Origin of the sequence: Mycolicibacterium vinylchloridicum, from assembly GCF_013404075.1 — a bacterium.
Lineage (GTDB): Bacteria > Actinomycetota > Actinomycetes > Mycobacteriales > Mycobacteriaceae > Mycobacterium > Mycobacterium vinylchloridicum.
In genome coordinates this window covers 108,533-130,470 of the sequence record NZ_JACBJQ010000007.1, presented here as the reverse complement: position 1 = coordinate 130,470, position 21,938 = coordinate 108,533, and the positions used below count along the sequence as shown (strand labels likewise).

The window sequence follows — 21,938 nt, the reverse complement described above, 5'->3', positions numbered from 1 at the left end:
CGGGTAATCTAGGTGTCCATGAGCACCAGCGGAGTCGACGTCAGCGCCCGATTGGGCACCGTACTGACCGCAATGGTGACTCCCTTCAAGCCCGACGGCACGCTGGATACCGTCGCTGCCGCGCGTGCCGCCATCCACCTGGTCGACACCGGCTGCGACGGGCTCGTGCTGTCCGGCACCACCGGTGAGTCACCGACCACCACCGACGAAGAGAAGCTGGCGTTACTGCGCGCTGTCCTCGAAGCCGTCGGTGACCGCGCCCGTATCGTCGCCGGCGTCGGTACCTATGACACCGCCCACAGCGTGCACCTGGCCAAGACCGCCGCGGCCGAGGGAGCCCACGGTCTGCTGGTCGTCACGCCGTACTACTCGCGGCCGCCGCAAGCGGGTCTGGTCGCACACTTCACGACGGTCGCCGACGCCACCGACCTTCCGGTGATCCTCTACGACATCCCGCCGCGATCGGTCATCCCGATCGAGTGGGACACGATGCGCACCCTGGCCGCGCACCCCAACATCGTCGCGGTCAAGGATGCCAAGGCCGATCTGCACGGCGGCGCGCAGATCATGGCTGAGACGGGTTTGGCCTATTACTCCGGTGACGACGCGCTGAACCTGCCCTGGCTGGCGATGGGTGCAGTCGGCTTCGTCAGCGTGTGGGGCCATGTGGCGGCCAGTCAGCTGCGAGACATGCTGACCGCCTTCACCTCTGGCGACATCGCAACTGCCCGCAAGATCGCCGTGACATTGGCGCCGCTGAATGCCGCGCAAACCCGGCTGGGTGGCGTCACCTTCGCCAAGGCCGGACTGCGGCTGCAGGGCATCGACGTCGGCGAGCCCCGGCTGCCGCAGATGCCTGCCACCCCGGAACAACTCGACGAGCTGGCCGCCGACCTTCGCGCGGCGGGCGTCTTACGGTGAACGAAGAGCTCTCACCTCCCGGGCCACTGGCCCCGGGGGGTCTACGCGTGACGGCGCTGGGCGGCATCAACGAAATCGGCCGCAACATGACCGTTTTCGAGCATCTCGGCCGCTTGCTGATCATCGATTGTGGTGTGCTGTTCCCCAACCACGACGAGCCCGGCGTCGACCTGATCCTGCCGGACCTGCGGCTGATCTCCGACCGTCTCGACGACATCGAGGCCCTCGTGCTCACCCACGCCCATGAGGACCACATCGGCGCGATCCCGTATCTGCTCAAGATGCGCGCCGACATCCCGGTGGTGGGTTCGAAGTTCACCCTCGCGCTGGTGGCCGCGAAATGTCGTGAGCACCGGGTCAATCCGGTGTTCGTCGAAGTCGCCGAGGGACAGCGCAGCACCCACGGGGTGTTCGAGTGTCAGTACTTCGCGGTCAATCACTCCATTCCGGACGCGCTTGCGATCGCCATCCACACCGGAGCGGGCACCGTTCTGCACACCGGTGACATCAAGCTCGATCAGCTGCCGCTGGACGGCCGCCCGACCGATCTGCCGGGGATGTCGCGCCTCGGCGACGCCGGGGTGGATCTGTTCCTGTGCGACTCGACCAACTCGGAGATCCCCGGAGTCGGGCCGTCGGAAAGCGAAGTCGGGCCCAATCTGCACCGGCTGATGCGCGGTGCCGAAGGCCAGCGGGTCATCGTGGCGTGCTTTGCCTCCAATGTCGACCGGGTGCAGCAGATCGTCGACGCCGCAATCGCATTGGGCCGGAGGGTCTCGTTCGTCGGCCGGTCCATGTTGCGCAATATGGCCATCGCCCGCGAACTGGGCTTCCTGCACGTCGAGGACCGAGACGTGGTCGACATCGCGATGGCCGAGGAGATGGCACCCGGACAGGTGGTGCTGATCACCACCGGTACCCAGGGCGAGCCGATGGCGGCGCTGTCGCGGATGTCGCGCGGGGAGCATCGCAGCATCACGATCACCTCCGACGACCTGATCATCCTGTCTTCGTCGCTCATCCCGGGTAACGAGGAGGCGGTCTACGGCGTCATCGACGACCTGGCCAAGATCGGTGCCCGGGTGGTTACCAATCAGCAAGTGCGGGTGCATGTTTCAGGACATGCTTATTCCGGCGAACTGTTGTTCCTCTACAACGGGGTGCGCCCACGCAACGTGATGCCGGTGCACGGCACCTGGCGCATGCTGCGCGCCAATGCCAAACTGGCCGCCCGCAGCGGCGTGCCCGAGGAGAACATCGTGGTGGCCGAGAGCGGCGTCAGCGTCGACCTCGTCGGCGGCCGGGTCTCGATCGCGGGTGCGGTGCCGGTCGGCAAGATGTTCGTCGACGGGCTGATCTCCGGCGACGTGGGCGAGGCGACGCTGGGCGAGCGGCTGATCCTCAGCTCGGGATTCGTCGCGGCGACGATCGTGGTCAACCGCGAGACCGGGAGACTGGCCGCCCCGCCGCACCTGTACTCGCGCGGGTTCTCCGAGGATCCAAAGGCGCTGGAGCCGGTGACGCGAAAGGTCGAGGCGGAGCTGGAATCGCTTGCCGCCGACAATGTCACCGATCCGGTGCGCATCGCGCAGGTGGTGCGCCGCACGGTCGGGAAGTGGGTGGGGGAGACCTACCGGCGCCAGCCGATGATCGTGCCGACCGTCATCGAGGTTTAGGGGACTACTGCCGCCCTGCCGGATAAGCTCTCCTGCTTGTGACGCGTCCCGCACAAGGCGGAAACTACCGGACGCTGCTCACCCAGGGAACCTTCTTCAAGGTGGGCGTCCAGGTGAGCAGTATCTCGGCCGTCATTCCCTACATGGCGGATCAACTCGGCAGTCCCGGCGTGGTGGTGGCGCTGCTTGCGCCGGCGTTCACTGCCGGCACCCTACTGGGAACAGTCCTGGGTCCCAAGGTATTACGTTTCACGGACTCGGTGACCGGACTGCTGGTCGGCATTGCGCTCACTCAAGCCGCATTGACTGCGCTGGTCGCGCTCGACATCGCATTGGCGCCGCAGTGGTTGTTCGCTTACCCACTGCTGTTGGCGTGCTTGCTGATCGGCACCGTCACCGGCAGCTCCCAGGTGGTCTCACCGATGGCGATGTCGGCGTTGCTGTCGGCCCGGGAACGCGGCGACCTGATGTTGAAGCAGGCCGGCTACAGCGGCGCGCTGGTGGTTCTCATCACCGCCTTCACCGCCGGACGTCTACTGCCCGACACACCCCGCTGGCACGACGCCGACCTGTTGTGGATTTCGGTGGTGGCGATGCTGGTGGGCGCCGTGTTCTGCGCGCGGCTGCGGGCTCCGGGCGTGGAACTGGCGCGAGGTCCCTCGCGCATGGTCGACACCCTGCGCGAGGGGCGCGTGCAACTGCATGCCAATCGATGGCTACGGCAGTTCCTGACGACCAACCTGGCCTTCGTGCCGGTGATCCTGACTCCCACGTTTTACGCGATCTACGCAGCCGAATTCCTGGGCCAGAGCATCAATGTCGATGAGTTCCTGGTATTCGTCGGCGTCGGTCTGCTGGCCGGGATCCCGCTGTGGCGGGTGGTGCGCCGGCATCGGGGCGCGCGGGGTGTCTACCTGTCCAGTGCCGCGATCAGCATGATCGCCGCCGCACTGTGCGTTGCATCGCAGCAGTGGCACATCGTGCCCGGCCTGTGGGCGTTCGGGCCGGCGATGCTGCTGTCCGCGGTAGCCAATCAAGCCCTGCTGCCGGCCGCCTACGACTGGATCTTCGACCACGCCGACAGCGGGGACGCGGCCGTGTTGATCAGCTGCACCCACATCGTCATCAGTGTCGGGATGATCGTCGCCGGCTTCGCCCTCGGATTGATCGCCGAGGGTGCGCCCGCGGTGTGGCCGTTGTTGATCATGCTGGTGCTCATCATCGCCGCAGGGATCTCAGCGACACAGGCTCCGGGCGCTCAGCGCGAGTCAAGCCAGGACACCGCGCGGTCGCGGTAAGTGCTCAGTCCCTTGTATTCGACCATGTCGTCCGGCAATTCGGCCAGTACCGCCGCCGTACGGGTCCGCCACTCGTCGACGGTGGCGATATCGGCCAGCGGCAGCATGTAGCTGCGGATCAGAAAGCAGATCGCACCGGACTCCGGTAGCCGAATCAGATGCTGGACCTCCACACGCAGGTGGATCAAGCGGCCGAAGGTGTCGTCGTCGACCGCGTCGAGGTGAGCGCGATCGGGTAGCCACTCGGGGAACGTCTCGGTGGACACATCCAGCCGGCGCCCCACCGTCATCGACCAGTTGGTGCGGCGGTAAATGTCGTTCGGCTGCAGGCGCATCAGGAATTCCCGGGCCCGCGTGATCACCCCGGTCTCGCGCAGCCGGGGGACCGGGCCGTGGATCGCCAGGAACGTCATCCCGACGTCGAACCCGAACGACCACCCCGCGGCGAAGGTGACCACACCCGCGTCGGCGAACAGGTCGCCATCGCGCTGGTCGAGCAGGACGATGTCCTCTTGCACCTGGCCTGCGATGTAGGCCAGCGGATCGCACGGCAAGGATGACTCGTCGCCGATCGCGAAAGTCTGCTCTATACCCAGCAATCCATTGCGCCAGTGCCAGGTGTCGCCGTCACGGGTCAACGACATGGTCGCCGGGTAGGCGGTGGCCAGTTCGGTCATCAGCGCCAGCATGGTGTCCCAGCAGGCGACGCGCATGTGCGGTAGTACCGCACGACGCGACGGATCGGCGGCGAGGATTCGGCGCCGCTCGGCGAGTTCATGGGTGTACTCGCTGTCGATGTCGACCACCCGCCGGCCCCACTGTCCGGTCGCGGTGGGCACGACGACCGCGGCGGGGGAGATGTTCGTGCTGTAGCGATAGGAATCGGCGGTGTACGGAAAAGGGAACGACGCCACCAGATCCGGCGCGGACACCAGCCCGGTCACAGGTCCAGCTCCACCCGGCCGGTCCCGCGGGAAACGCAGGCCATCATCTCCTCGCGGCGTTCGTCGTCGGTCAGATAGAGGTCGCGGTGCAGCACCGCACCGGAGCGCACCGGAACCCGGCATTCGCCGCACACACCCTGGTGGCACAAATTGGGGATGGCGTGCCCGCGCGCGGTCAACGACTCCAATAGCGATACGCCCGATTCGACGGTGAAAACCTCTCCGCTACTGGCTAATTCGACCTCGAACGGATCACCGGGTGCCAGCTCGCCGCCGAAGTGTTCGACGTGGATCCGCCCTCGTGGCCAGCCCAGTTCGGTGGCGGTGGCCACGATGTCGTCGATGAATTGGCTTGGGCCGCAGATGTAGACGTGCGTGCCGAAGGGCTGGTTGGCCAGCGTCGGGGACAGTTCGGCTAGGAACGCTGCCCGGTCGGTGAAGAACGACGCGTCGTCGGTGAGTGAGGTGATCTCGTCGACGTATGCGCCGCGTCCTTCGCGGTGGACGTAGAGCAACCGCACGTCTCGCCCCCAGCGCCGGGCGCTGCGCAGATGCGACACCATCGGGGTGATCCCGATTCCGGCGGCGACCAACAGATGTCGTCTGGCGCGCAGTACGGGGGCGAACGCGCTGCGGGGTGGGTGAGCGAGGACGACCGACCCCGGCGTCAGGTCCCGGTGAATCCAGCGCGATCCGCCCCGCCCCTGCGGGCACTCCAGCACCGAGACGACATATTCGGCGGGGGCGGCGCTCTCACCGGTCAGCGAGTAGGCGTTGGCGCCATCCGGCCACTGGATGATGATGTGGCTGCCGGGGGTGAACGACGGCAACACGGAACGATCGGGGTTGGCCAGGGTCAGGGTCCTGATCCCGGGCACGCCGTCGTCGATTCCGACGACCTCCAGCGCCAGCGTGCTCACGGCGCGGTGTCGGCGTGGGTCGCGAACCCGAGGTGGGCGCCGAGTCGCCGGGAGACGTGGTAGTAGACGAAGAGTCGGCGCCCGCAGTCGGGGCAGGTGATCTCCTGGGACAACCCCGTCGCAGCCGTGGTGGTGCTGCGGCAGTGCGCGCAATAGACCTCGCGGGTGTCCACCTCGGTACTCGCGACGGTGATCTCGTCGTCGGTGGCGCCAAGTTCCAGCGCGCGGGCCCGGACTCGGAGGCATACATGCGCGGGGCCGGCCAGCAGCAGCCGCCACCCGACCCGAGCGTCGGCGAGATCGGCATCCAACGCTCGGCATGCCTCGGCGGCGTCGGCGACCCGATGTACCCGATGCTCGGCGCTGATCTGGGCGGTCCAGCGCGCGGCGATCTCGGCGGCCTCGGCGCCGATGGCCAGCACCGTGTACTGGCGGCCGGTCAGATCGGCCGCCGGACAACTGGGTTCGACGGCCCAGGCCGGGACGCTGGTGAGGTCCAGATCGGGTGTCATCGTCACCCGATCGTATGTCAGCGCTTGTTGGTGAACCCGGCGTCGACGGGCAGGGTGACCCCGGTGACGTAGCGGCCCGCATCCGACACCAGGTAGTACACGGCGTTGGCGATGTCCTCGGGTTCCAGCGTCTGGACCGGCAGCGCGTTGCTCATGTCCGGGCCGCCCTGCATCTGCTGGGCGAAACCCTCGAGCCAGGAGCGGGTGAACTCGTTGTCGATCATCGGAGTGTTCACCCCGGCCGGATGCACCGAGTTGACCCGGATATTGAATGCGGCAAGGAAATTCGCGTATGCCCGCATCAGGCCGACCACACCGTGCTTGGCGACGGTGTACCCCAGCGAACCCGCGACCGGCGCGCCGATGCCCACCAGCCCGTTCACCGAACTGATCAGCACGATCGCGCCGCCGTCGCCCTGCTTGATCATCGGCTTCATCGCCACGTCGACGGTGTGATAGACCCCGGTGAGGTTGACGTCGATGACGTCCTGCCAGGCGCCGTCGTCGGCCATCGGGGCGATCCCGGCGTTCGCGATCACGATGTCGAGCCGGCCCAGTTCCTCGATGCCTTGGTACATGGCGTTCTTCAACGCCGTCCGGTCACGGACGTCGGCCTCGCGGGCGACGATGCGGGCGCCGGTGTCCTCGACGAGCTTGACCGTGGCGGCCATGTCCTCGGGCGTGGCCAGGGGATAGGGCACGCTGGCGATCTGGTCGCACAGGTCGACCGCGATGATGCTGGCACCTTCCGAGGCCAGCTTCAGCGCATGCGCGCGGCCCTGGCCCCGGGCCGCGCCGGTGATCAGCGCGACCTTGCCGTCGAGTTCGCCCATGGGCGGTGTCCTCGCTTTCTCGCGCAGGCGCTCGTCAGGGGCGGACCTGGCCCTTTGCGGGGTCGCCGGCCGGGATGGGGGTGAGCATCTTGATGTCCGGGGCGCCGTCCAGGTGCTCGCCGATCGCCCCGAACAGCGCGGTCACGCCCGGTGCGGTGCTGTGGGTCTTGAGGGCCTCCTCGTCGGCCCACTGCTCGACGAACACGAACGTCTTGTCGCCCTCGTGCACGGCGTAGAGGTCGCAACCGGGCTCTTCATGGACGGCCGCGACCGCCGTTTTGCAGGCCTCGCGCACGGCGTCGACGGATTCGGGCTTGACGGTGAAGCTGGCAACGACGACAACCGGCATGAACGAGCTCCTCAGCTCTTCGGGTATAGGTGTGACGGCGCTTACGTTAGCCCTGCTTCATATCGCCGCAAGAAGGGGTCCCGGTGAGCGGCCGAGGGCCTGATTTCGGCCTTTGTCGCAGTCTGGCAACGACGCGCCGTGTAACGGGTGTTGTGGGTGGTGCGGATGGGGTTTCTGGGACTAGGCTGACCCGCATGGCGAACAAGACGGCCGCTCGCTCAAGCGCGCGAACGACCAGGTCAAAGGGTGCGACGCGGTCGGCAAAGCCGGCCCCGCGGCGCAAGCCTGCCAAGAAACGCAACGCCTCGCCGGTCGCCACCGCCGCGGCAGCCAGTGGGCGGGCTGCGCGGGCGACCTGGCTGATGTTGGCCAAGGGGGCCGGCTCGACCGCTCGATCGGTCGGTCGAGCCGGTGACATAGAGCCCGGTCATCGCCGGGACGGGCTGGCCCTCGGGCTCCTGGCCGTCTCGGTGGTGATCGCGGCCAGCTCCTGGTTCGACGCCGCCCGGCCGGTGGGCGCCTGGATCGACTCGATGTTGCGCACCATGGTCGGCGGTGCGGTGGTCCTGCTGCCCTTGATCATCTGCGCCATCGCCATCCTTCTGATGCGCACCGAACCCAACCCCGACGCCCGGCCGCGACTGATCCTGGGCTGCGCGATGGTCGCCCTGCCGGTGCTGGGCCTGTGGCACCTGTGGGCGGGTGCGCCGCAGGATCCGGCCGGCCGGCGACACGCCGCGGGCTTCGTCGGATTCGCGATCGGGGGACCGCTGTCCGACGGACTGTCCCCGTGGATCGCCACCCCGCTGCTCATCATCGCCGCGCTGTTCGGATTGCTGCTGCTGACCGGCACCACGATCCGCGAGGTCCCCGACACCCTGTATTCGATGTTCAGCACTCGCGGCCGCTACGAGGACGACGAGTACGACGACGAGTACGACGAGCCCGAGGCCGTCGAATCGGTTGAGCCGGAAGACTTCTCCGACGGCTACTACGACGACCCGCGGTCCTACACCGACGAAGCGCCGGCCTGGCCGGGGGTGAAGGGTCCGGTCGGCACGCCGCTGGACAACTACCCGCTCGAGGAGGATGCGCCCACGGTCCCCGAGCCGGTCAAGGCTCGGCGCAAGAAGGTGGCGCCCAAGCCCGATCCCGCCGAGGACACCACCAGGCAGGACACCACGGTTCTCGACCGCGTCGTCGAAGGCCCGTACACGCTGCCCTCGCTGGACCTCCTGGTGGCCGGCGACCCGCCGAAGCGGCGCAGTGCGGCCAACGACCAGATAACGGACGCGATTTCGAACGTCCTGGAGCAGTTCAAGGTCAACGCCTCGGTGACCGGTTGCACCAGGGGTCCGACCGTCACTCGCTACGAGGTCGAGCTCGGCCCGGGGGTCAAGGTCGAGAAAATCACTGCGCTGCAACGCAATATCGCCTACGCGGTGGCCACCGAGAGCGTGCGTATCCTGGCGCCGATCCCCGGCAAGTCCGCCGTCGGCATCGAGGTGCCCAACACCGACCGCGAAATGGTCCGGCTGGCAGACGTTCTCACCGCGCCGTCCACCCGCGGCGACCACCGCCCGCTGGTGATCGGGCTGGGCAAGGACATCGAAGGCCACTTCGTGTCGGCCAACCTTGCTGATATGCCGCACCTGCTGGTGGCCGGCTCGACCGGTTCGGGTAAGTCCAGCTTCGTCAACTCCATGCTGGTCTCGCTGCTGGCCCGCGCCACGCCCGAAGAGGTCCGGATGATCCTCATCGACCCCAAGATGGTGGAACTCACTCCCTACGAAGGCATTCCGCACCTGATCACACCGATCATCACTCAACCCAAGAAGGCGGCCGCTGCGCTGGCCTGGCTGGTCGAGGAGATGGAGCAGCGCTATCAGGACATGCAGGCCTCGCGGGTGCGTCACATCAAGGACTTCAACGCCAAGGTGCGCTCCGGGGAGATCACCGCACCGCTGGGCAGTCAGCGGGTGTACAAGCCGTACCCGTTGATCCTCGCCGTCGTCGACGAGCTCGCCGACCTGATGATGACCGCGCCGCGCGACGTCGAGGACGCGATCGTGCGGATCACCCAGAAGGCCCGCGCGGCCGGTATCCACCTGGTGCTGGCCACCCAGCGTCCCTCGGTGGACGTCGTCACCGGTCTGATCAAGACCAACGTGCCCTCACGGCTGTCGTTCGCGACGTCGTCGCTGACCGACAGCCGGGTCATCCTCGACCAGCCGGGTGCGGAGAAGCTGATCGGCATGGGCGACGGGCTGTTCCTGCCGATGGGTGCCTCCAAGCCCGAGCGACTGCAGGGCGCCTATGTCAGCGACGAGGAGATCCACGCCGTCGTGCAGGCCTGCAAGGACCAGGCCGAGCCGGAGTACACCGAGGGCGTCACCACCGCCAAGCCCAGCGGCGAGAAGACCGACGTCGACCCCGACATCGGCGACGACATGGACGTCTTCCTGCAGGCCGTCGAGCTGGTGGTGTCTTCGCAGTTCGGCTCGACCTCGATGCTTCAGCGCAAGCTGCGGGTCGGATTCGCCAAGGCCGGCCGGCTGATGGACCTGATGGAGACCCGCAGCATCGTCGGGCCGTCCGAGGGATCCAAGGCCCGCGAGGTGTTGGTCAAGCCCGACGAGCTGGCCGCGACGCTGATGGCGATCCGCGGTGGCGGCGGGGACGACGACGACGAAGACTACGAGGACGTTGATTGAGTGGTGGCGTGCCATCTTTCACGCAGAAATGGCACGTGAGCGCTCAATGAATGCGCGCTGCACCCGCCCGATGACCTGCGCACGGCGGTGGTCAGCCAACACGCGCACCACGATCCAACCAAGCGACACCAGGTAGTCCTGGCGCTCCACGTCCACGGCGTAGGCGGTCCGGCTGGTGCGGTGATGCTCGCCGTCGTACTCGACGGCCACCAGGATGTGGGGCCATCCCATGTCGAGGTAGTACCAGCGACCGCCGGGGCGGGCGACAGGGATCTGTGTCTCTGGCCGCGGGAAGCCGGCATCGATGAGATCAAGCCGGAGATACGTCTCCCGCGGTGATTGCGCACCGGCGTCGATGGCGTTCAGTGCGGAAGGCAGTCGTCGAATGCCTCGTAGATGTGGGTGAGCGTCGCCGATGGTGAGGACGTCGCTGACGGTGAAGTGGGTTGCGTTGGCCAGCGCGTCAAGGTCGGCGATCCCGCGGCGTCCGGTACCACGGCGTGCGAGATCGAACGCGGTTCGGGCGACCGTCGTGACGGGTAGTCCGCCGCGGTAGGTGAGTTCTTCGGCCAGCAGGGTTTCACGGCGTGTGACGACTCCGCGCGGACTGCGATTGTTCGCGAAGTTGAGCTCGATCGGGATGTCAGGATCGAACCACTTTGCGCCGTGCAGCGCCGCCGCTGCACGCCCGGTGACGGTTGCCTTCCTTCCTGACCACAGCCAGGCCGCGGTAGTGCGGTCCAGCAGTGTCAGGTCTCCGCGCGGAGCGTAGACATCGGGGAAGACGCGCTGATGGGTGGTTGCCAATTGATAGCGGTTCACCTGGCCCGCAGCCAATGCCTCGGAGCCAACGAACACGCGCGACATGGGCAGTCAGCGTGCCAGCGGCGGGCAGTGGGAGCTCTCGGCTATCCACAGCGTCATTCACCGAGCGCTGACGCTGCGAAACCGGGCCAAATCGCTGCGCCGACGCTCACTCAACGCGTCAGAGCTTGAGCAGCATGCGGGTGTTGCCGAGGATATTGGGCTTCACGTACGACAGGTCGAGGAATTCCGCGACACCGATGTCGTAGGAGCGGCACATCTCCTCGTACACCTCGGCGGTCACGGGCGTGCCCTCGATCTCGGCGAAGCCGTGCCGGGCGAAGAACTCCGTTTCGAAGGTCAACACGAACAGCCGCTGCAGCTCGAGTTCGCGGGCAACCCTGAGCAGCTGGTCGACGACGGCGTGGCCGATACCGCGGCCCTTGACCTTCGGATCGACGGCGACGGTGCGCACCTCGCCGAGGTCGGCCCACAGCACGTGCAGCGCCCCGCAGCCCACGACCTCGCCGTCGAGCTCGGCCACCCAGAATTCCTGGACGGCCTCGTACAGCGTGACCAGGTTCTTCTCCAGCAGGATCTTGCCTGCGTAGGTGTCGACCAGACGCTTGATGTCGGGGACATCCGAGGTGCGGGCGCGGCGGACGACGACATCGGAGCTCACGGGTGCAGAGTATCGGGCGTGAGGCCCCCGACTGCCAACCGATATTCTGTTGCGGTGTCGGGACAACCCCAAACCGGTCCGGCGGTCCCGCGCGTGCGGATAGCCAACGTCGCCAACCTGCTGACGGGGGTACGGCTGGTCCTGGTCCCGATCTTCCTGTTGGCGCTCTTTGCCGGCGACGGTCATGAAAGCTCCTATCGGATAACAGCTTTCGTCATTTTCGCGGTCGCGGTCATCACCGATCGGTTCGACGGTTCGCTGGCGCGCACGTACGGCATGGTCACCGAATTCGGCAAGCTCGCCGACCCGATCGCCGACAAGATGCTGATCGGTGCCGCGCTGATCGGGCTGTCGATGCTCGGCGACCTGCCGTGGTGGGTGACGGTGGTGATCCTCATCCGCGAACTCGGCATCACGGTGCTGCGGTTGGCCGTGCTGCGGCGCGGGGTGATCCCCGCCAGCCGCGGGGGCAAGGTCAAGACGCTGGTGCAGGCCGTCTCGATCGGGCTGTTCGTGCTTCCGCTGCACAACTGGCCGTCGCCGTGGCTGACGGTGGCCTGGGTGATCATGTGGGCCGCGGTCGTGCTGACGGTGCTCACCGGGCTGGACTACGTGGTGTCGGCGATCAGGGACTCCCGTGAGCGACCCGCTGGTCGATGACGCCGCCCGAGCGCTGGTCGCAGCGTTGACGGCGCGCGCCCAGAGCGTCGCGACCGCGGAATCGCTGACCGCCGGTCTGCTGGCGGCCACGCTGGCCGGGGTACCCGGTGCCAGCGTCGTCCTGCGGGGCGGTCTGGTCACCTACACCGTCGAAACCAAGATCACGCTGGCCGGAGTGCCGCGCGAGCTGCTCGACGACGTCGGCCCGGTCGCGGCACCGACGGCGGCCCTCTTGGCGCAGGGGGCGCGGGACCGATGCGCTGCGACCTGGGGCGTCGGCCTCACCGGTGTGGCGGGCCCGGAACCGCACGGCGGGCATCCGGTCGGCACCGTCTTCCTGGGACTGGCCGGCCCCGGGCCGACAGAGGTCGCCGAATTGGCGCTCGACGGCTCCCGCTGGGATATCCGGCTGGCTGCCGTGCGTGAGGCCATCGGCCGGCTGTCCGGCCTGGTGGAGCGAACTTGAGGTTTCCTGGGAACCAATTCGGCGCCCCGCGGCGTTGCAGTAGTTGTTGCAACTCGTGGAGGAGGACACCCGATGGCCGTACTGCTGCGTGAGGTGATCGGTGACGTACTTCGTGACGCCCGGACCTCGCAGGGACGCACCCTTCGTGAGGTGTCTGATACGGCCCGTGTCAGCCTCGGCTACCTGTCTGAGGTGGAGCGCGGTCGTAAAGAGGCCTCCAGCGAGCTGCTCAGCGCGATCTGCAGCGCACTCGACGTTCCGCTGTCGCGGGTCTTGACCGATGCCGGAGAGAAAATGGCCGACCGTGAGCGCATTGCCCGGTTGACGGCCGTGCCGGGCCAGGACAGCGTGATCGATGTCGCCACCAAGGTGGTCATCCCGCATCCCGTCGCGATGGCGGTCGCCTGACCCACAGATCGGGTCTGGTCCAGGCCACATGCGTGCAGGGGTGTGGCCGGGCATCGAGAACCGATAAATTGGGGCTCGACGACCGAACTGCGGCACTCGATATGAAGGCGGGCAACTGATGGCCAATCCGTTCACCAAGGCGTGGAAGTACCTGATGGCGCTTTTCAACTCCAAGGTCGACGAGTATGCCGACCCGAAGATCCAGATCCAGCAGGCAATCGAAGAGGCCCAGCGGCAGCATCAGGCGCTCACCCAGCAGGCCGCCCAGGTGATCGGAAACCAGCGCCAGCTCGAGATGCGACTCAACCGTCAGCTCGCCGATATCGAGAAGTTGCAGGTCAACGTCCGCCAGGCGCTCACCCTCGCCGATCAGGCAGTCGCCGGCGGTGACGCCGCCAAGGCCACCGAGTACAACAACGCCGCCGAGGCGTTCGCCGCGCAGCTGGTGACCGCCGAGCAGAGCGTCGAAGACCTCAAGGGCCTGCACGACCAGGCGCTGCAGGCCGCCGGCCAGGCCAAGAAGGCCGTCGAGCAGAACGCGATGATGCTGCAGCAGAAGATCGCCGAACGCACCAAGCTGCTCAGCCAGCTCGAGCAGGCCAAGATGCAGGAGCAGGTCAGCGCCTCGCTGCGGTCGATGAGCGAACTCGCCGCGCCCGGCAACACGCCCAGCCTCGACGAGGTGCGCGACAAGATCGAGCGCCGCTACGCCAACGCGATCGGTTCGGCCGAGCTGGCCCAGAACTCGGTGCAGGGCCGGATGCTCGAGGTGCAGCAGGCCAGCGTGCAGATGGCCGGCCACTCGCGGCTCGAGCAGATCCGGGCCTCGATGCGCGGTGACGCGCTTCCTTCTGGCGCCACGCCGGCGGTCACCCCCGCGCCTGCGCCCCCGGTCAGTGCACCCGAGCCCGAGAAGCCACTCGGACAGTAGGAGGCGAATTCTTCGATGGCGGTGAGTCCCTATTTGACGCGCCAATGGCGTTCGGCCATCCAGCGCGGTATCGACACCGTCAGCGAGTACGCCGACACCGCGGCCCAAAAGCTCAGCGCCGCTGCCGATCCGCGCGCCCGGCTGCTGCGTAAGCGGCGCTGGGCGTTGCGGCTGGGCCTGTTCTTCGGGTTCGCGACGGTGTTCTGGGTGGGTGTCACCGGGCTGCTCGCGACATGGAGCACGCCGGTGTGGGGGCTGATCATCACGGGGGTGATCGCGGCCGGCGCCGCGGTGCCCGCGACCCTGTTGCTGTTGCGCTACCGCTGGCTTCGAGGCGAGCCGTTGCCGCCGCAGCGTCAGGCGAGTGGCCGGCGGCTGCCTCCGCACGGATCGGTGGCCCGGCCGTCGATGTCGGCACTGGGCGCCTCCGAGCGGGGCTTTCACTCCCTGCTCGGCGTGATGACGCGCGGCAAGATGTTGCCGCCAGAGGAGATTCGCGAGCTGACCCAGGCCGCCGACCGCACCGCGGCGACCATGGCAGCGACCGCGGCCGAGGTGGTCTCGATGGAACGCGCGGCGGCCGAGACACCGCATTCGCGGACGTATCTGGCGCCGACCATCAACGCGTTCACCGCTCAGCTCAACGCCGGCGTGCGGCAGTACAACGAAATGGTCACCGCTGCAGCGCAACTGGTGTCAGCGGCCAACACCGGCTCGATGTCGAGTTCACCGATGTCGGCGCAGCGCTACCGCAATGAGCTGGCCGGCGCGACCGACCGGCTGATGGGTTGGGCCCAGGCGTTCGACGAGCTGGGCCAGCTCCGCCGCGCCTAATCCGGGCGTGGCCCGAACCGTTCGATATAGGACTGGTGCTTACCGGCGTTGCGCTCGCGCTCGAGTTTCTCGATCAGGTCCGGATCCAGGTGGTGCACCCGCAGCATGTGCTTGCGCCAGATCTTGTTCAACGCGTGCGAGAAGTAGATGAACGGGATCAGAATCGGGATCGTCATGCTGGCCCGCACCCACATGGCGGTCGGGACCAGCCAGAACGGCGCGAGGATGAGCAACGCCGGCACCATGACGCGGAGCATCACCCGCCGGGTGGCGCCGGGCCCGGTGAGGTCTTCACGGACCCAGTCCAGCATCGAGTCCGGCAGTCGTTTACCCAGGTAGTAGCCGACTAGCTGGAAAAGGTTGGGTTTCTTACTGTCAGTGCTAACCGTGATCTCCTAGAGCGTCGGACGCAGTGCCGGAACCACGGCACCGAGCAGGCCCCTGGCGGTGCCCTTGAGCATGTCCATCATGTCGAAATAGTCCCGCCACAGAGTAATTCGGCCGTCGCTCACTTCGAAGACGCCACACACCCAGAACTGCAGGCGCACCGGGCCCACCCTGAGTACGTCGGTCCGTTCGGTGAGCACCACCGGGCCGTTGACCGCGATGCGGTGGATCTTCACCTCGAAACCGAAGCTGGGACGCTGCAGTCCCTTGAACAGCTTCATGGTCCGCTTGCGGCCGCGGACGGTGGGAAACCCGACGTTCTGGTAGACGAGATTGTCGTCCAGCTGAGCGTCGGCGGTCGCCAAGTCCTGCTCCTGCAGAGCGTTCAAGAAGACCTCGACGGTGTGGGCATTGTCGATGTCGGAGCTCACGGATGTCTGCTCGGTCATGCTCGTCAGCCTAGGCGCGAACCCCTATGGCAGGGTAGGCGCGTGCGCGTCGCGGTGGTAGCAGGTCCGGATCCGGGCCATGCGTTCCCCGCGATCGCGTTGTGTCTGCGGCTGGCTGCCGCCGGGGACGATCCCGTCCTGCTCACCGGCACCGAATGGCTCGACACCGCCCGGGCCGCCGGCATCGAATCCGTCGAACTCGTCGGACTCGACGTCACCGACGCCGACGACGACGCCGACGCCGGCGAGAAGATCAACCAGCGCGCGGCGCGGATGGCCGTGCTCAACGCGCCGGTGCTGCATGACCTGACACCCGATCTGATCGTCTCCGACGTGATCACCGTCTGCGGCGGAATGGCCGCCGAATTGCTGGGCGTCCCGTGGGTCGAGCTGAACCCGCAACCGTTGTACCTGCCATCGCGCGGCCTGCCCCCGCTGGGCAGCGGACTGGCGCCCGGAACCGGCATCCGCGGCCGGTTACGTGACTCGATCATGCGGGCCCTGACCGCGCGGTCGTTGAAGAAAGGGCAGCGTCAGCGTTCGGCCGCGCGGGTGCAGATCGGGCTGCCTGCGCGCGAACCCGGGCCGGTACGCCGTCTGATCGCCACCCTGCCCGCGCTCGAGGTGCCGCGCCCGGACTGGCCCGCCGAGGCCGTGATCGTCGGCCCACTGCATTTCGAGCCGACGGCCGCGGTGCTGCCGATCCCGCCGGGGGACGGCCCGGTCATCGTGGTAGCCCCGTCGACCGCCACCACCGGCGCCCACGGCGTGGCCGAACTGACGCTGGAACACCTGATCCCGGGACGCACCGTGCCCGCCGGCTCGCGGGTGGTGATCTCCCGGCTGGGCGGGCAGGAACTCGACGTGCCGCCGTGGGCGAGTGTGGGCCTCGGCCGCCAGGACGAGCTGCTGACCCACGCCGATCTGGTGATCTGCGGCGGCGGGCACGGCATGTTGTCGAAGACCCTGCTCGCCGGCGTGCCGCTGGTGGTGATCCCCGGCGGTGGTGACCAATGGGAGTTGGCGAATCGTGTTGTGCGACAAGGTAGTGCGCGTCTGATTCGGCCGCTGTCCGCCGAGGCCCTGGTGGCCGAGGTGGCGGAGGTGCTGTCGTCGCGGGATTACCGGGAGGCGGCCCGGCGCGCGGGGGAGAGCATCGATCGGGTCACTGATCCGGTACAGGTGTGCCATGAAGCCAAGCGGGTGGCTGGGTAAGTTGGTGACGTGCGGCTGACGGAATTCCACGAACTGGTCGATGCGCAGTTCGGCCCGGTTCGCGGGGGCTCACTGGTGGTCGACCACGTGCTGACACAGCTGGGCGGACGCACCGCCGCGCAGGCCATCGAAGATGGTGTGGAGCCCCGCGACGTGTGGCGGGCGCTGTGTGCGGACTTCGACGTGCCGCGCGATCAGTGGTGAGCGGGTGAGTACCTTCGCGTTGATCCACGGCGCCTGGCACGGCCCGTGGTGCTGGGAGCGGTTGATTCCCGAACTGGAGCGGCGCGGGCACCGGGCGGTCGCGGTGGACGTCCGGTTCGACGACCCGGCGGCGACGTTCGAAGACCACGCCGCGACGTTCGCCGCCGCGCTGGACGAGAGCGACTACGACGTCGTGGCCGTCGGTCATTCGCTGGGAAGCTACGCGTTCCCCTGGATCGCCGACCGCCGGCCGATTCGCCACCAGGTGTACCTGTGCGGTGTGGTCGCCGAACCCGGCCGCACCTTCGCCGAGCTGAATCGGGAGCAGCACATACTCAATCCGGAATATTCGGCCGGACTTGCCAAGGTTGACGGCGGCACCCGTTGGATCGACGTTGATGTGGCGCGATCGATCTTCTACCCGGATTGCGACGACGACATCGTCGAGTCGGCGATCGCGCGGCTGCGAGTTCAGGCACGGGAGCCGATGGCGCAGCGCTGCACGTTCGATCGGCTCCCGTCGACTCCGGCCACCTACGTCGTGTGCGCGGAGGACCGAATGATCGATCCGGGCTGGTCGCGACGGGTGGCGACGGAGCGACTCGGTGCGGAGCTGGTGGAGCTTCCCGGGGGGCATTCGCCGTTCTACTCCCGGCCGGCAGCTCTGGCCGACGCCTTGCACCGGCTTGTTTGACACGCGCGGCGCGCCTCGCTTGCTTTCGAACACCTGTTCGCTATGGTGGTCGACGTTGGACCGAGTTTTTGTCAGAGGCCTCCTTTAACGTCACGGCCAATTGACCAACACGGTCAGCAGACGACTACCGGAAGAGGTATCACCATGGCTCCGCAGGCACCTGATCGCGAGAAGGCCCTCGAGCTGGCGCTCGCGCAAATCGACAAGAACTTCGGCAAGGGGTCGGTGATGCGCCTCGGAGATGAGGTGCGCCAGCCGATCTCGGTCATCCCGACCGGATCCATCGCCCTGGACGTCGCGCTCGGCATCGGCGGCCTGCCGCGCGGCCGCGTCGTCGAGATCTACGGCCCGGAATCGTCGGGTAAGACCACCGTCGCGCTGCACGCGGTGGCCAACGCACAGGCTGCCGGTGGTATCGCGGCCTTCATCGACGCCGAGCACGCACTGGACCCGGACTACGCCAAGAAGCTCGGCGTGGATACCGACGCACTGCTGGTCAGCCAGCCCGACACCGGTGAGCAGGCGCTCGAGATCGCCGACATGCTGGTGCGGTCGGGCGCCATCGACCTCATCGTCATCGACTCGGTGGCTGCCCTGGTGCCCCGCGCCGAGATCGAAGGCGAGATGGGCGACAGTCACGTCGGCCTGCAGGCCCGCTTGATGAGCCAGGCGCTGCGCAAGATGACCGGCGCGCTGAACAACTCGGGCACCACCGCGATCTTCATCAACCAGCTCCGCGAGAAGATCGGCGTGATGTTCGGCTCGCCCGAAACCACAACGGGCGGTAAGGCGTTGAAGTTCTACGCCTCGGTGCGCCTGGATGTGCGGCGGATCGAGACACTCAAGGACGGCACCGACGCGGTGGGTAACCGCACCCGCGTGAAGGTCGTCAAGAACAAGGTGTCGCCGCCGTTCAAGCAGGCCGAGTTCGACATCCTCTACGGCAAGGGCATCAGCCGTGAGGGCTCGCTCATCGACATGGGCGTCGACCAGGGCTTCATCCGCAAGTCCGGATCGTGGTTCACCTACGAGGGTGAGCAGCTCGGGCAGGGCAAGGAGAACGCCCGCAACTTCTTGATGGAGAACCCCGACGTCGCCAACGAGATCGAGAAGAAGATCAAGGAGAAGCTCGGTATCGGCGCGGTGATGACCGATGGGCCCATCGATGACGTCCTGCCGGCCCCAGTCGATTTCTGAGAGCCGCGAAGAGCAGGCGCATGCGCTGTGCCTGCGCCTGCTCACCGCGCGGCCGCGGACTCGATCTGAGCTGGCCGGGCAGCTGACCAAGCGGGGATATTCCGGCGAGGTCATTGCGACGATCCTGAATCGGCTGGCCGCCGTCGGCCTGATCGACGATGCGGACTTCGCGCAGCAGTGGGTCCAATCCCGGCGGCAACGGGCCGGAAAAGGTAAGCGCGCCTTGGCTGCTGAGCTTCGGACCAAAGGTGTCGACGACGAATTGATCGCCGCGGCGCTCGACGGGATCGACGCCGGTGCCGAGCGGCTACGCGCCGAGCAGTTGGTGGAGCAGAAGCTGCGCCGCGAGAAGCTCGACGACGGGGATGACGTCAAGGTGATGCGCAGGCTGGTCGGGATGCTGGCCCGGCGCGGCTACCACCAGAGCATGGCCGTGGCGGTGGTCAGCGAGGGATTGGCGGCCGAGCGGGAACGCCGGGCGGTCTAGCTTCGGTCAGCGCGTTGTGTAGCCCACCGGGCAGGGATCAGCCGCGCGCGCCACGCCGCCGATCTGAGCGGGTACCGGACGCGGATATCTGTCCCACTCGGGCCTCATGTCATAACAGCCGAAGAGGCGGGTCATCGCCATCGTCATTGCGGCCAACGAAAAGGGCTGTGCCGGACAGGAATGCTTGCCGTGGCCAAAGGCGGTCACCAGCATCGGTGACGGCAACGCATGCGCATCGGCGAGCCGGTACCGGTGCCATCGACTGGGATCCCACTTCTCCAAGCCGGCAGCCGCCGATGTGTTCAGCAGCGGCAGGAGCGTCGCGATGGTCCAGCCCTTCGGTACATCGACCACACCTGCCCCGGTGTCGAATGCGACCGGCTCGAGTACAGCGCGGGCCATGATCGAACGCTGCGCCAGCCGGGTACTTTCGAGGGCGCAGCTGGAAGCGAGCTCGCGATCGCCGCCCGCGACCAGCCGGAGTTGATCGGGATGAACGATCAGATCGACGAGTGCCCAGCCGAGCGCCGCCATCAGGTTCGACATCGAGGCGATGTGGATGAGCACGACATCCATCGCGATACCGCGATTGCGGACGTCCGGCGATTCCGATGCCCAGGCATCGACGATTCGGCTGAACAACCCTGCGCCGGCATCGGGCGTCGAATCATGCTGTCGCAGTGAGGCTTCAATCACCTCGGAAACCTCCGCCAAGGCAGCTCGCTCGGCCTGCATACCCGAGGCGGCCACGGCGGCCATCGCGTCGGGGTGAACGAAGGCGTCCGAACCGTCGAGTACGTCGAACGCGCGCACCAGCCGCTCGAACGGTTCCCCGTCGGCGCAGCCCGGCCCCGCCCACGACGCCAACCCCATGCGGTGGCCGAGCCGTCGGGTCAGTGCGAACAGCTCGACGGAGCCGCTCTTGCCGAGCTCCACCTCCGTCGCGTCGAGGGCACGGTCGAGGTTCGCGAGGTATGAGGTGACGTCGTCGCGGCGAAACAGTGAACTCGGCAATAGTCGTCTGCCGGCAAACACCTCGTCGGGCAGCTTGCGCCGCAGCATCAGGAAGTCCGCGACACCCTTGCTCGCCGCTTCTTCAGCGAGCGCGTAGAACGATTCGACGCCGGTCGGCGAAAAGGTGAAAAGGTACCGATCGTTTCCACTCTGCACCACAAAGGTGTCGCCGCAGCGTTCGCGCGCCGCGGCGATCGCGGCCACCGCGTCGTCGACCGCGACATCCCATGGCAGCCCGACGCCGTCGGCGACGGGTAGGACGTCGAGCGGGTTCGGCACTTGCTGACGATACCTTTTCGACCGGACGGCTCGGGTCAGGTTCGGCGTCGGCCGGTGACCGCCGTTCGCGGTAGCCGCCCGGCGCGAGAATGACCCTTCAGTTCGTCGTCGGACACCAGCACGTCGAAGTCGAGCTTCAATCGCATTGGCTTGGTGACGGTTTGGCGCCAGGTCGCGCGCAGACCGCCGGCGGCCGGAGTGACCACGATGTCGCTGAGCGAGACGGTCTCGCCCTGACCGGCCGCGCTGCCGACGATGACCTGATCGAGCTCGGTGAAGTTGTACACCACGTGCAGCGTGCCGATCGGTGTCTTGATCGCGACGTCCCAGTCGCCGAGGATGCCCATCGTCAGATCGCCATCGGGAGGCGCCCGGTGTTGGTCCACACCGTTCCGCGCCGTTCATAGGCGAACATGTCCTCGACGGCCAAAGCCACTCGGGGACCGTAACTTCGGTGCAGCAGGTGCAATGCGAGGTCCAGGCCGGACGTCACACCGCCGGCCGTCACCAGGTCGCCGTCGTCGACAACCCTGGCCGCCACCGGGGTCACCCCGGTGGCTTCCAGGACATCGACCCCGAGGTGATGGGTGTTGGCGTTGCGGCCCTCGATCAGTCCTGCCATCGCCAGCGCGAGCGAACCGCCGCACACGGTGGCCACGATGATGTCCGGATTGTCCAAGGCCTTGCGCAGCAACGGCACTGCAGCTGTTTCGCCGAACCGGGCGAGCAGAACGGGGATGGTCTCGACACCCTCGTCGGGATCACCCTCGATCGGGCCGGACGCGCCCGGCACGACGATATAGCCCGGCTTGGCCGGGTCGAGCTGACCGGTGGCTGGGATGACCAGCCCACGGGTTCCGCTGAGCACCGCGCGTGGCCCCTCGGCGGTGACCATCTCGACCACCAGCTCGCCACCGACCGCATCGCTGCCGGCGGCCAGCACCTCGAACGGGGCGATGGCGTCGAGAGGGTCGAATCCGTCGAACAGGACTATCTGTGCATGCATGCCGACATCGTCGGCTGTGCAGGCCGGTCACCAACAGTGGCGGCATCGACAGCA

At 67.3% G+C, this 21,938-nt stretch carries 26 protein-coding genes; 14 read left to right on the top strand and 12 right to left on the bottom strand.

What is annotated here, in order from left to right:
• Positions 1-12: 12 nt before the first annotated feature.
• Genes dapA through HPC46_RS08730 form a run of 3 tightly spaced genes read left to right on the top strand, consistent with a single transcriptional unit; the run spans position 13 to position 3,895 of the window.
• On the top strand, positions 13-921 hold the full coding sequence (gene dapA, locus HPC46_RS08740; RefSeq protein ID WP_179468809.1) for a 4-hydroxy-tetrahydrodipicolinate synthase: 909 nt from the start codon (positions 13-15) through the stop codon (positions 919-921).
• The gene (locus tag HPC46_RS08735) at positions 918-2,597 is read left to right on the top strand and encodes a ribonuclease J (RefSeq protein ID WP_179468807.1); all 1,680 of its coding nucleotides are present in this window, start codon (positions 918-920) and stop codon (positions 2,595-2,597) included. Before dapA ends, HPC46_RS08735 begins: the two co-directional genes overlap by 4 nt.
• A gap of 38 nt (positions 2,598-2,635) precedes the next feature.
• Positions 2,636-3,895 carry an MFS transporter gene (locus tag HPC46_RS08730; protein ID WP_179468805.1) on the top strand — a complete coding sequence of 420 codons (1,260 nt, stop codon included), beginning with the start codon at positions 2,636-2,638 and terminating at the stop codon, positions 3,893-3,895.
• Here the strand turns inward: HPC46_RS08730 and HPC46_RS08725 are convergent.
• The 5 genes from HPC46_RS08725 to HPC46_RS08705 are packed head-to-tail and all read right to left on the bottom strand — an operon-like array spanning position 3,856 to position 7,453.
• Positions 3,856-4,830, bottom strand: coding sequence for a heme-dependent oxidative N-demethylase family protein (locus HPC46_RS08725; RefSeq protein ID WP_179468909.1), 975 nt, complete (start codon positions 4,828-4,830; stop codon positions 3,856-3,858). The genes HPC46_RS08730 and HPC46_RS08725 overlap by 40 nt on opposite strands.
• A gap of 5 nt (positions 4,831-4,835) precedes the next feature.
• Positions 4,836-5,759 carry a PDR/VanB family oxidoreductase gene (locus HPC46_RS08720; protein ID WP_179468803.1) on the bottom strand — a complete coding sequence of 308 codons (924 nt, stop codon included), beginning with the start codon at positions 5,757-5,759 and terminating at the stop codon, positions 4,836-4,838.
• Positions 5,756-6,271 carry a dimethylamine monooxygenase subunit DmmA family protein gene (locus HPC46_RS08715; protein WP_179468801.1) on the bottom strand — a complete coding sequence of 172 codons (516 nt, stop codon included), beginning with the start codon at positions 6,269-6,271 and terminating at the stop codon, positions 5,756-5,758. The genes HPC46_RS08720 and HPC46_RS08715 overlap by 4 nt, the downstream gene beginning before the upstream one ends.
• Positions 6,272-6,288: 17 nt before the next feature.
• Complete coding sequence (locus tag HPC46_RS08710; RefSeq protein ID WP_179468799.1) at positions 6,289-7,104, bottom strand: mycofactocin-coupled SDR family oxidoreductase; 816 nt, start codon at positions 7,102-7,104, stop codon at positions 6,289-6,291.
• A 34-nt stretch (positions 7,105-7,138) separates the two neighbouring features.
• Entirely contained in the window at positions 7,139-7,453 is a 315-nt protein-coding gene (locus tag HPC46_RS08705) for a putative quinol monooxygenase (protein WP_179468797.1), read from the bottom strand.
• A gap of 194 nt (positions 7,454-7,647) precedes the next feature.
• Between HPC46_RS08705 and HPC46_RS08700 the strand changes: the two genes are divergently transcribed.
• Complete coding sequence (locus HPC46_RS08700; RefSeq protein WP_179468795.1) at positions 7,648-10,167, top strand: FtsK/SpoIIIE family DNA translocase; 2,520 nt, start codon at positions 7,648-7,650, stop codon at positions 10,165-10,167.
• A gap of 18 nt (positions 10,168-10,185) precedes the next feature.
• Here the strand turns inward: HPC46_RS08700 and HPC46_RS08695 are convergent, their stop codons facing one another.
• Complete coding sequence (locus HPC46_RS08695; protein WP_179468793.1) at positions 10,186-11,034, bottom strand: endonuclease domain-containing protein; 849 nt, start codon at positions 11,032-11,034, stop codon at positions 10,186-10,188.
• 118 nt (positions 11,035-11,152) lie between these two features.
• A complete protein-coding gene (locus HPC46_RS08690; protein WP_179468791.1) occupies positions 11,153-11,653 on the bottom strand; it encodes an amino-acid N-acetyltransferase in 501 nt (166 codons plus the stop codon).
• A 54-nt stretch (positions 11,654-11,707) separates the two neighbouring features.
• Between HPC46_RS08690 and pgsA the strand changes: the two genes are divergently transcribed.
• From pgsA to pspM, 5 genes are all read left to right on the top strand, one after another.
• The gene (gene pgsA / locus HPC46_RS08685) at positions 11,708-12,313 is read left to right on the top strand and encodes a CDP-diacylglycerol--glycerol-3-phosphate 3-phosphatidyltransferase (protein ID WP_179468789.1); all 606 of its coding nucleotides are present in this window, start codon (positions 11,708-11,710) and stop codon (positions 12,311-12,313) included.
• Complete coding sequence (locus tag HPC46_RS08680; RefSeq protein WP_179468787.1) at positions 12,291-12,779, top strand: CinA family protein; 489 nt, start codon at positions 12,291-12,293, stop codon at positions 12,777-12,779. The genes pgsA and HPC46_RS08680 overlap by 23 nt, the downstream gene beginning before the upstream one ends.
• Positions 12,780-12,851: 72 nt before the next feature.
• Entirely contained in the window at positions 12,852-13,187 is a 336-nt protein-coding gene (gene clgR / locus HPC46_RS08675) for a transcriptional regulator ClgR (RefSeq protein WP_179468785.1), read from the top strand.
• A 118-nt stretch (positions 13,188-13,305) separates the two neighbouring features.
• On the top strand, positions 13,306-14,118 hold the full coding sequence (pspA, locus tag HPC46_RS08670) for a phage shock protein PspA (protein WP_179468783.1): 813 nt from the start codon (positions 13,306-13,308) through the stop codon (positions 14,116-14,118).
• Positions 14,119-14,133: 15 nt separating this feature from the next.
• The gene (gene pspM / locus HPC46_RS08665) at positions 14,134-14,952 is read left to right on the top strand and encodes a phage shock envelope stress response protein PspM (protein WP_179468782.1); all 819 of its coding nucleotides are present in this window, start codon (positions 14,134-14,136) and stop codon (positions 14,950-14,952) included.
• On the opposite strand, the gene HPC46_RS08660 is transcribed toward pspM, so the two are convergent.
• Both HPC46_RS08660 and HPC46_RS08655 read right to left on the bottom strand, forming a co-directional pair.
• On the bottom strand, positions 14,949-15,344 hold the full coding sequence (locus tag HPC46_RS08660; protein ID WP_179468907.1) for a DUF5313 domain-containing protein: 396 nt from the start codon (positions 15,342-15,344) through the stop codon (positions 14,949-14,951). The two genes, pspM and HPC46_RS08660, sit on opposite strands and share 4 nt — an antisense overlap.
• 3 nt (positions 15,345-15,347) lie before the next feature.
• Entirely contained in the window at positions 15,348-15,788 is a 441-nt protein-coding gene (locus HPC46_RS08655; protein ID WP_179468781.1) for a limonene-1,2-epoxide hydrolase family protein, read from the bottom strand.
• A 42-nt stretch (positions 15,789-15,830) separates the two neighbouring features.
• Here HPC46_RS08655 and HPC46_RS08650 point away from each other — a divergent pair, with 42 nt between their 5' ends.
• The 5 genes from HPC46_RS08650 (at position 15,831) to recX (ending at position 19,585) form a co-directional block, all read left to right on the top strand.
• A complete protein-coding gene (locus HPC46_RS08650; RefSeq protein WP_179468780.1) occupies positions 15,831-17,003 on the top strand; it encodes a glycosyltransferase in 1,173 nt (390 codons plus the stop codon).
• Positions 17,004-17,012: 9 nt separating this feature from the next.
• A complete protein-coding gene (locus HPC46_RS08645) occupies positions 17,013-17,207 on the top strand; it encodes a DUF3046 domain-containing protein (RefSeq protein ID WP_005148761.1) in 195 nt (64 codons plus the stop codon).
• 4 nt (positions 17,208-17,211) lie between these two features.
• Positions 17,212-17,901 carry an alpha/beta fold hydrolase gene (locus HPC46_RS08640; RefSeq protein ID WP_179468779.1) on the top strand — a complete coding sequence of 230 codons (690 nt, stop codon included), beginning with the start codon at positions 17,212-17,214 and terminating at the stop codon, positions 17,899-17,901.
• A 144-nt stretch (positions 17,902-18,045) separates the two neighbouring features.
• Complete coding sequence (gene recA, locus HPC46_RS08635) at positions 18,046-19,098, top strand: recombinase RecA (RefSeq protein ID WP_179468778.1); 1,053 nt, start codon at positions 18,046-18,048, stop codon at positions 19,096-19,098.
• Positions 19,067-19,585 carry a recombination regulator RecX gene (recX, locus tag HPC46_RS08630; protein ID WP_179468777.1) on the top strand — a complete coding sequence of 173 codons (519 nt, stop codon included), beginning with the start codon at positions 19,067-19,069 and terminating at the stop codon, positions 19,583-19,585. Before recA ends, recX begins: the two co-directional genes overlap by 32 nt.
• A 6-nt stretch (positions 19,586-19,591) precedes the next feature.
• On the opposite strand, the gene HPC46_RS08625 is transcribed toward recX, so the two are convergent.
• The 3 genes from HPC46_RS08625 to HPC46_RS08615 are packed head-to-tail and all read right to left on the bottom strand — an operon-like array spanning position 19,592 to position 21,884.
• Positions 19,592-20,878: a cytochrome P450 family protein gene (locus HPC46_RS08625; protein ID WP_179468776.1), complete on the bottom strand. Its 1,287-nt coding sequence runs from the start codon at positions 20,876-20,878 to the stop codon at positions 19,592-19,594.
• Between the two features lie 35 nt (positions 20,879-20,913).
• Entirely contained in the window at positions 20,914-21,225 is a 312-nt protein-coding gene (locus HPC46_RS08620; RefSeq protein ID WP_179468774.1) for a hypothetical protein, read from the bottom strand.
• A gap of 2 nt (positions 21,226-21,227) precedes the next feature.
• The gene (locus HPC46_RS08615; protein WP_179468772.1) at positions 21,228-21,884 is read right to left on the bottom strand and encodes a DJ-1/PfpI family protein; all 657 of its coding nucleotides are present in this window, start codon (positions 21,882-21,884) and stop codon (positions 21,228-21,230) included.
• Positions 21,885-21,938: the final 54 nt, after the last annotated feature.

Bases quoted from the DNA above. Each gene is read 5' to 3' on its own strand.
- HPC46_RS08700 (WP_179468795.1), top strand. From the start codon at position 7,648: ATGGCGAACAAGACGGCCGCTCGCTCAAGCGCGCGAACGACCAGGTCA.
- recX (WP_179468777.1), top strand. From the start codon at position 19,067: ATGACGTCCTGCCGGCCCCAGTCGATTTCTGAGAGCCGCGAAGAGCAG.
- HPC46_RS08705 (WP_179468797.1), bottom strand. From the start codon at position 7,453: ATGCCGGTTGTCGTCGTTGCCAGCTTCACCGTCAAGCCCGAATCCGTC.
- HPC46_RS08655 (WP_179468781.1), bottom strand. From the start codon at position 15,788: ATGACCGAGCAGACATCCGTGAGCTCCGACATCGACAATGCCCACACC.
- HPC46_RS08710 (WP_179468799.1), bottom strand. From the start codon at position 7,104: ATGGGCGAACTCGACGGCAAGGTCGCGCTGATCACCGGCGCGGCCCGG.
- HPC46_RS08715 (WP_179468801.1), bottom strand. From the start codon at position 6,271: ATGACACCCGATCTGGACCTCACCAGCGTCCCGGCCTGGGCCGTCGAA.
- recA (WP_179468778.1), top strand. From the start codon at position 18,046: ATGGCTCCGCAGGCACCTGATCGCGAGAAGGCCCTCGAGCTGGCGCTC.
- HPC46_RS08615 (WP_179468772.1), bottom strand. From the start codon at position 21,884: ATGCATGCACAGATAGTCCTGTTCGACGGATTCGACCCTCTCGACGCC.
- pspA (WP_179468783.1), top strand. From the start codon at position 13,306: ATGGCCAATCCGTTCACCAAGGCGTGGAAGTACCTGATGGCGCTTTTC.
- clgR (WP_179468785.1), top strand. From the start codon at position 12,852: ATGGCCGTACTGCTGCGTGAGGTGATCGGTGACGTACTTCGTGACGCC.
- HPC46_RS08695 (WP_179468793.1), bottom strand. From the start codon at position 11,034: ATGTCGCGCGTGTTCGTTGGCTCCGAGGCATTGGCTGCGGGCCAGGTG.
- HPC46_RS08620 (WP_179468774.1), bottom strand. From the start codon at position 21,225: ATGGGCATCCTCGGCGACTGGGACGTCGCGATCAAGACACCGATCGGC.
- pspM (WP_179468782.1), top strand. From the start codon at position 14,134: ATGGCGGTGAGTCCCTATTTGACGCGCCAATGGCGTTCGGCCATCCAG.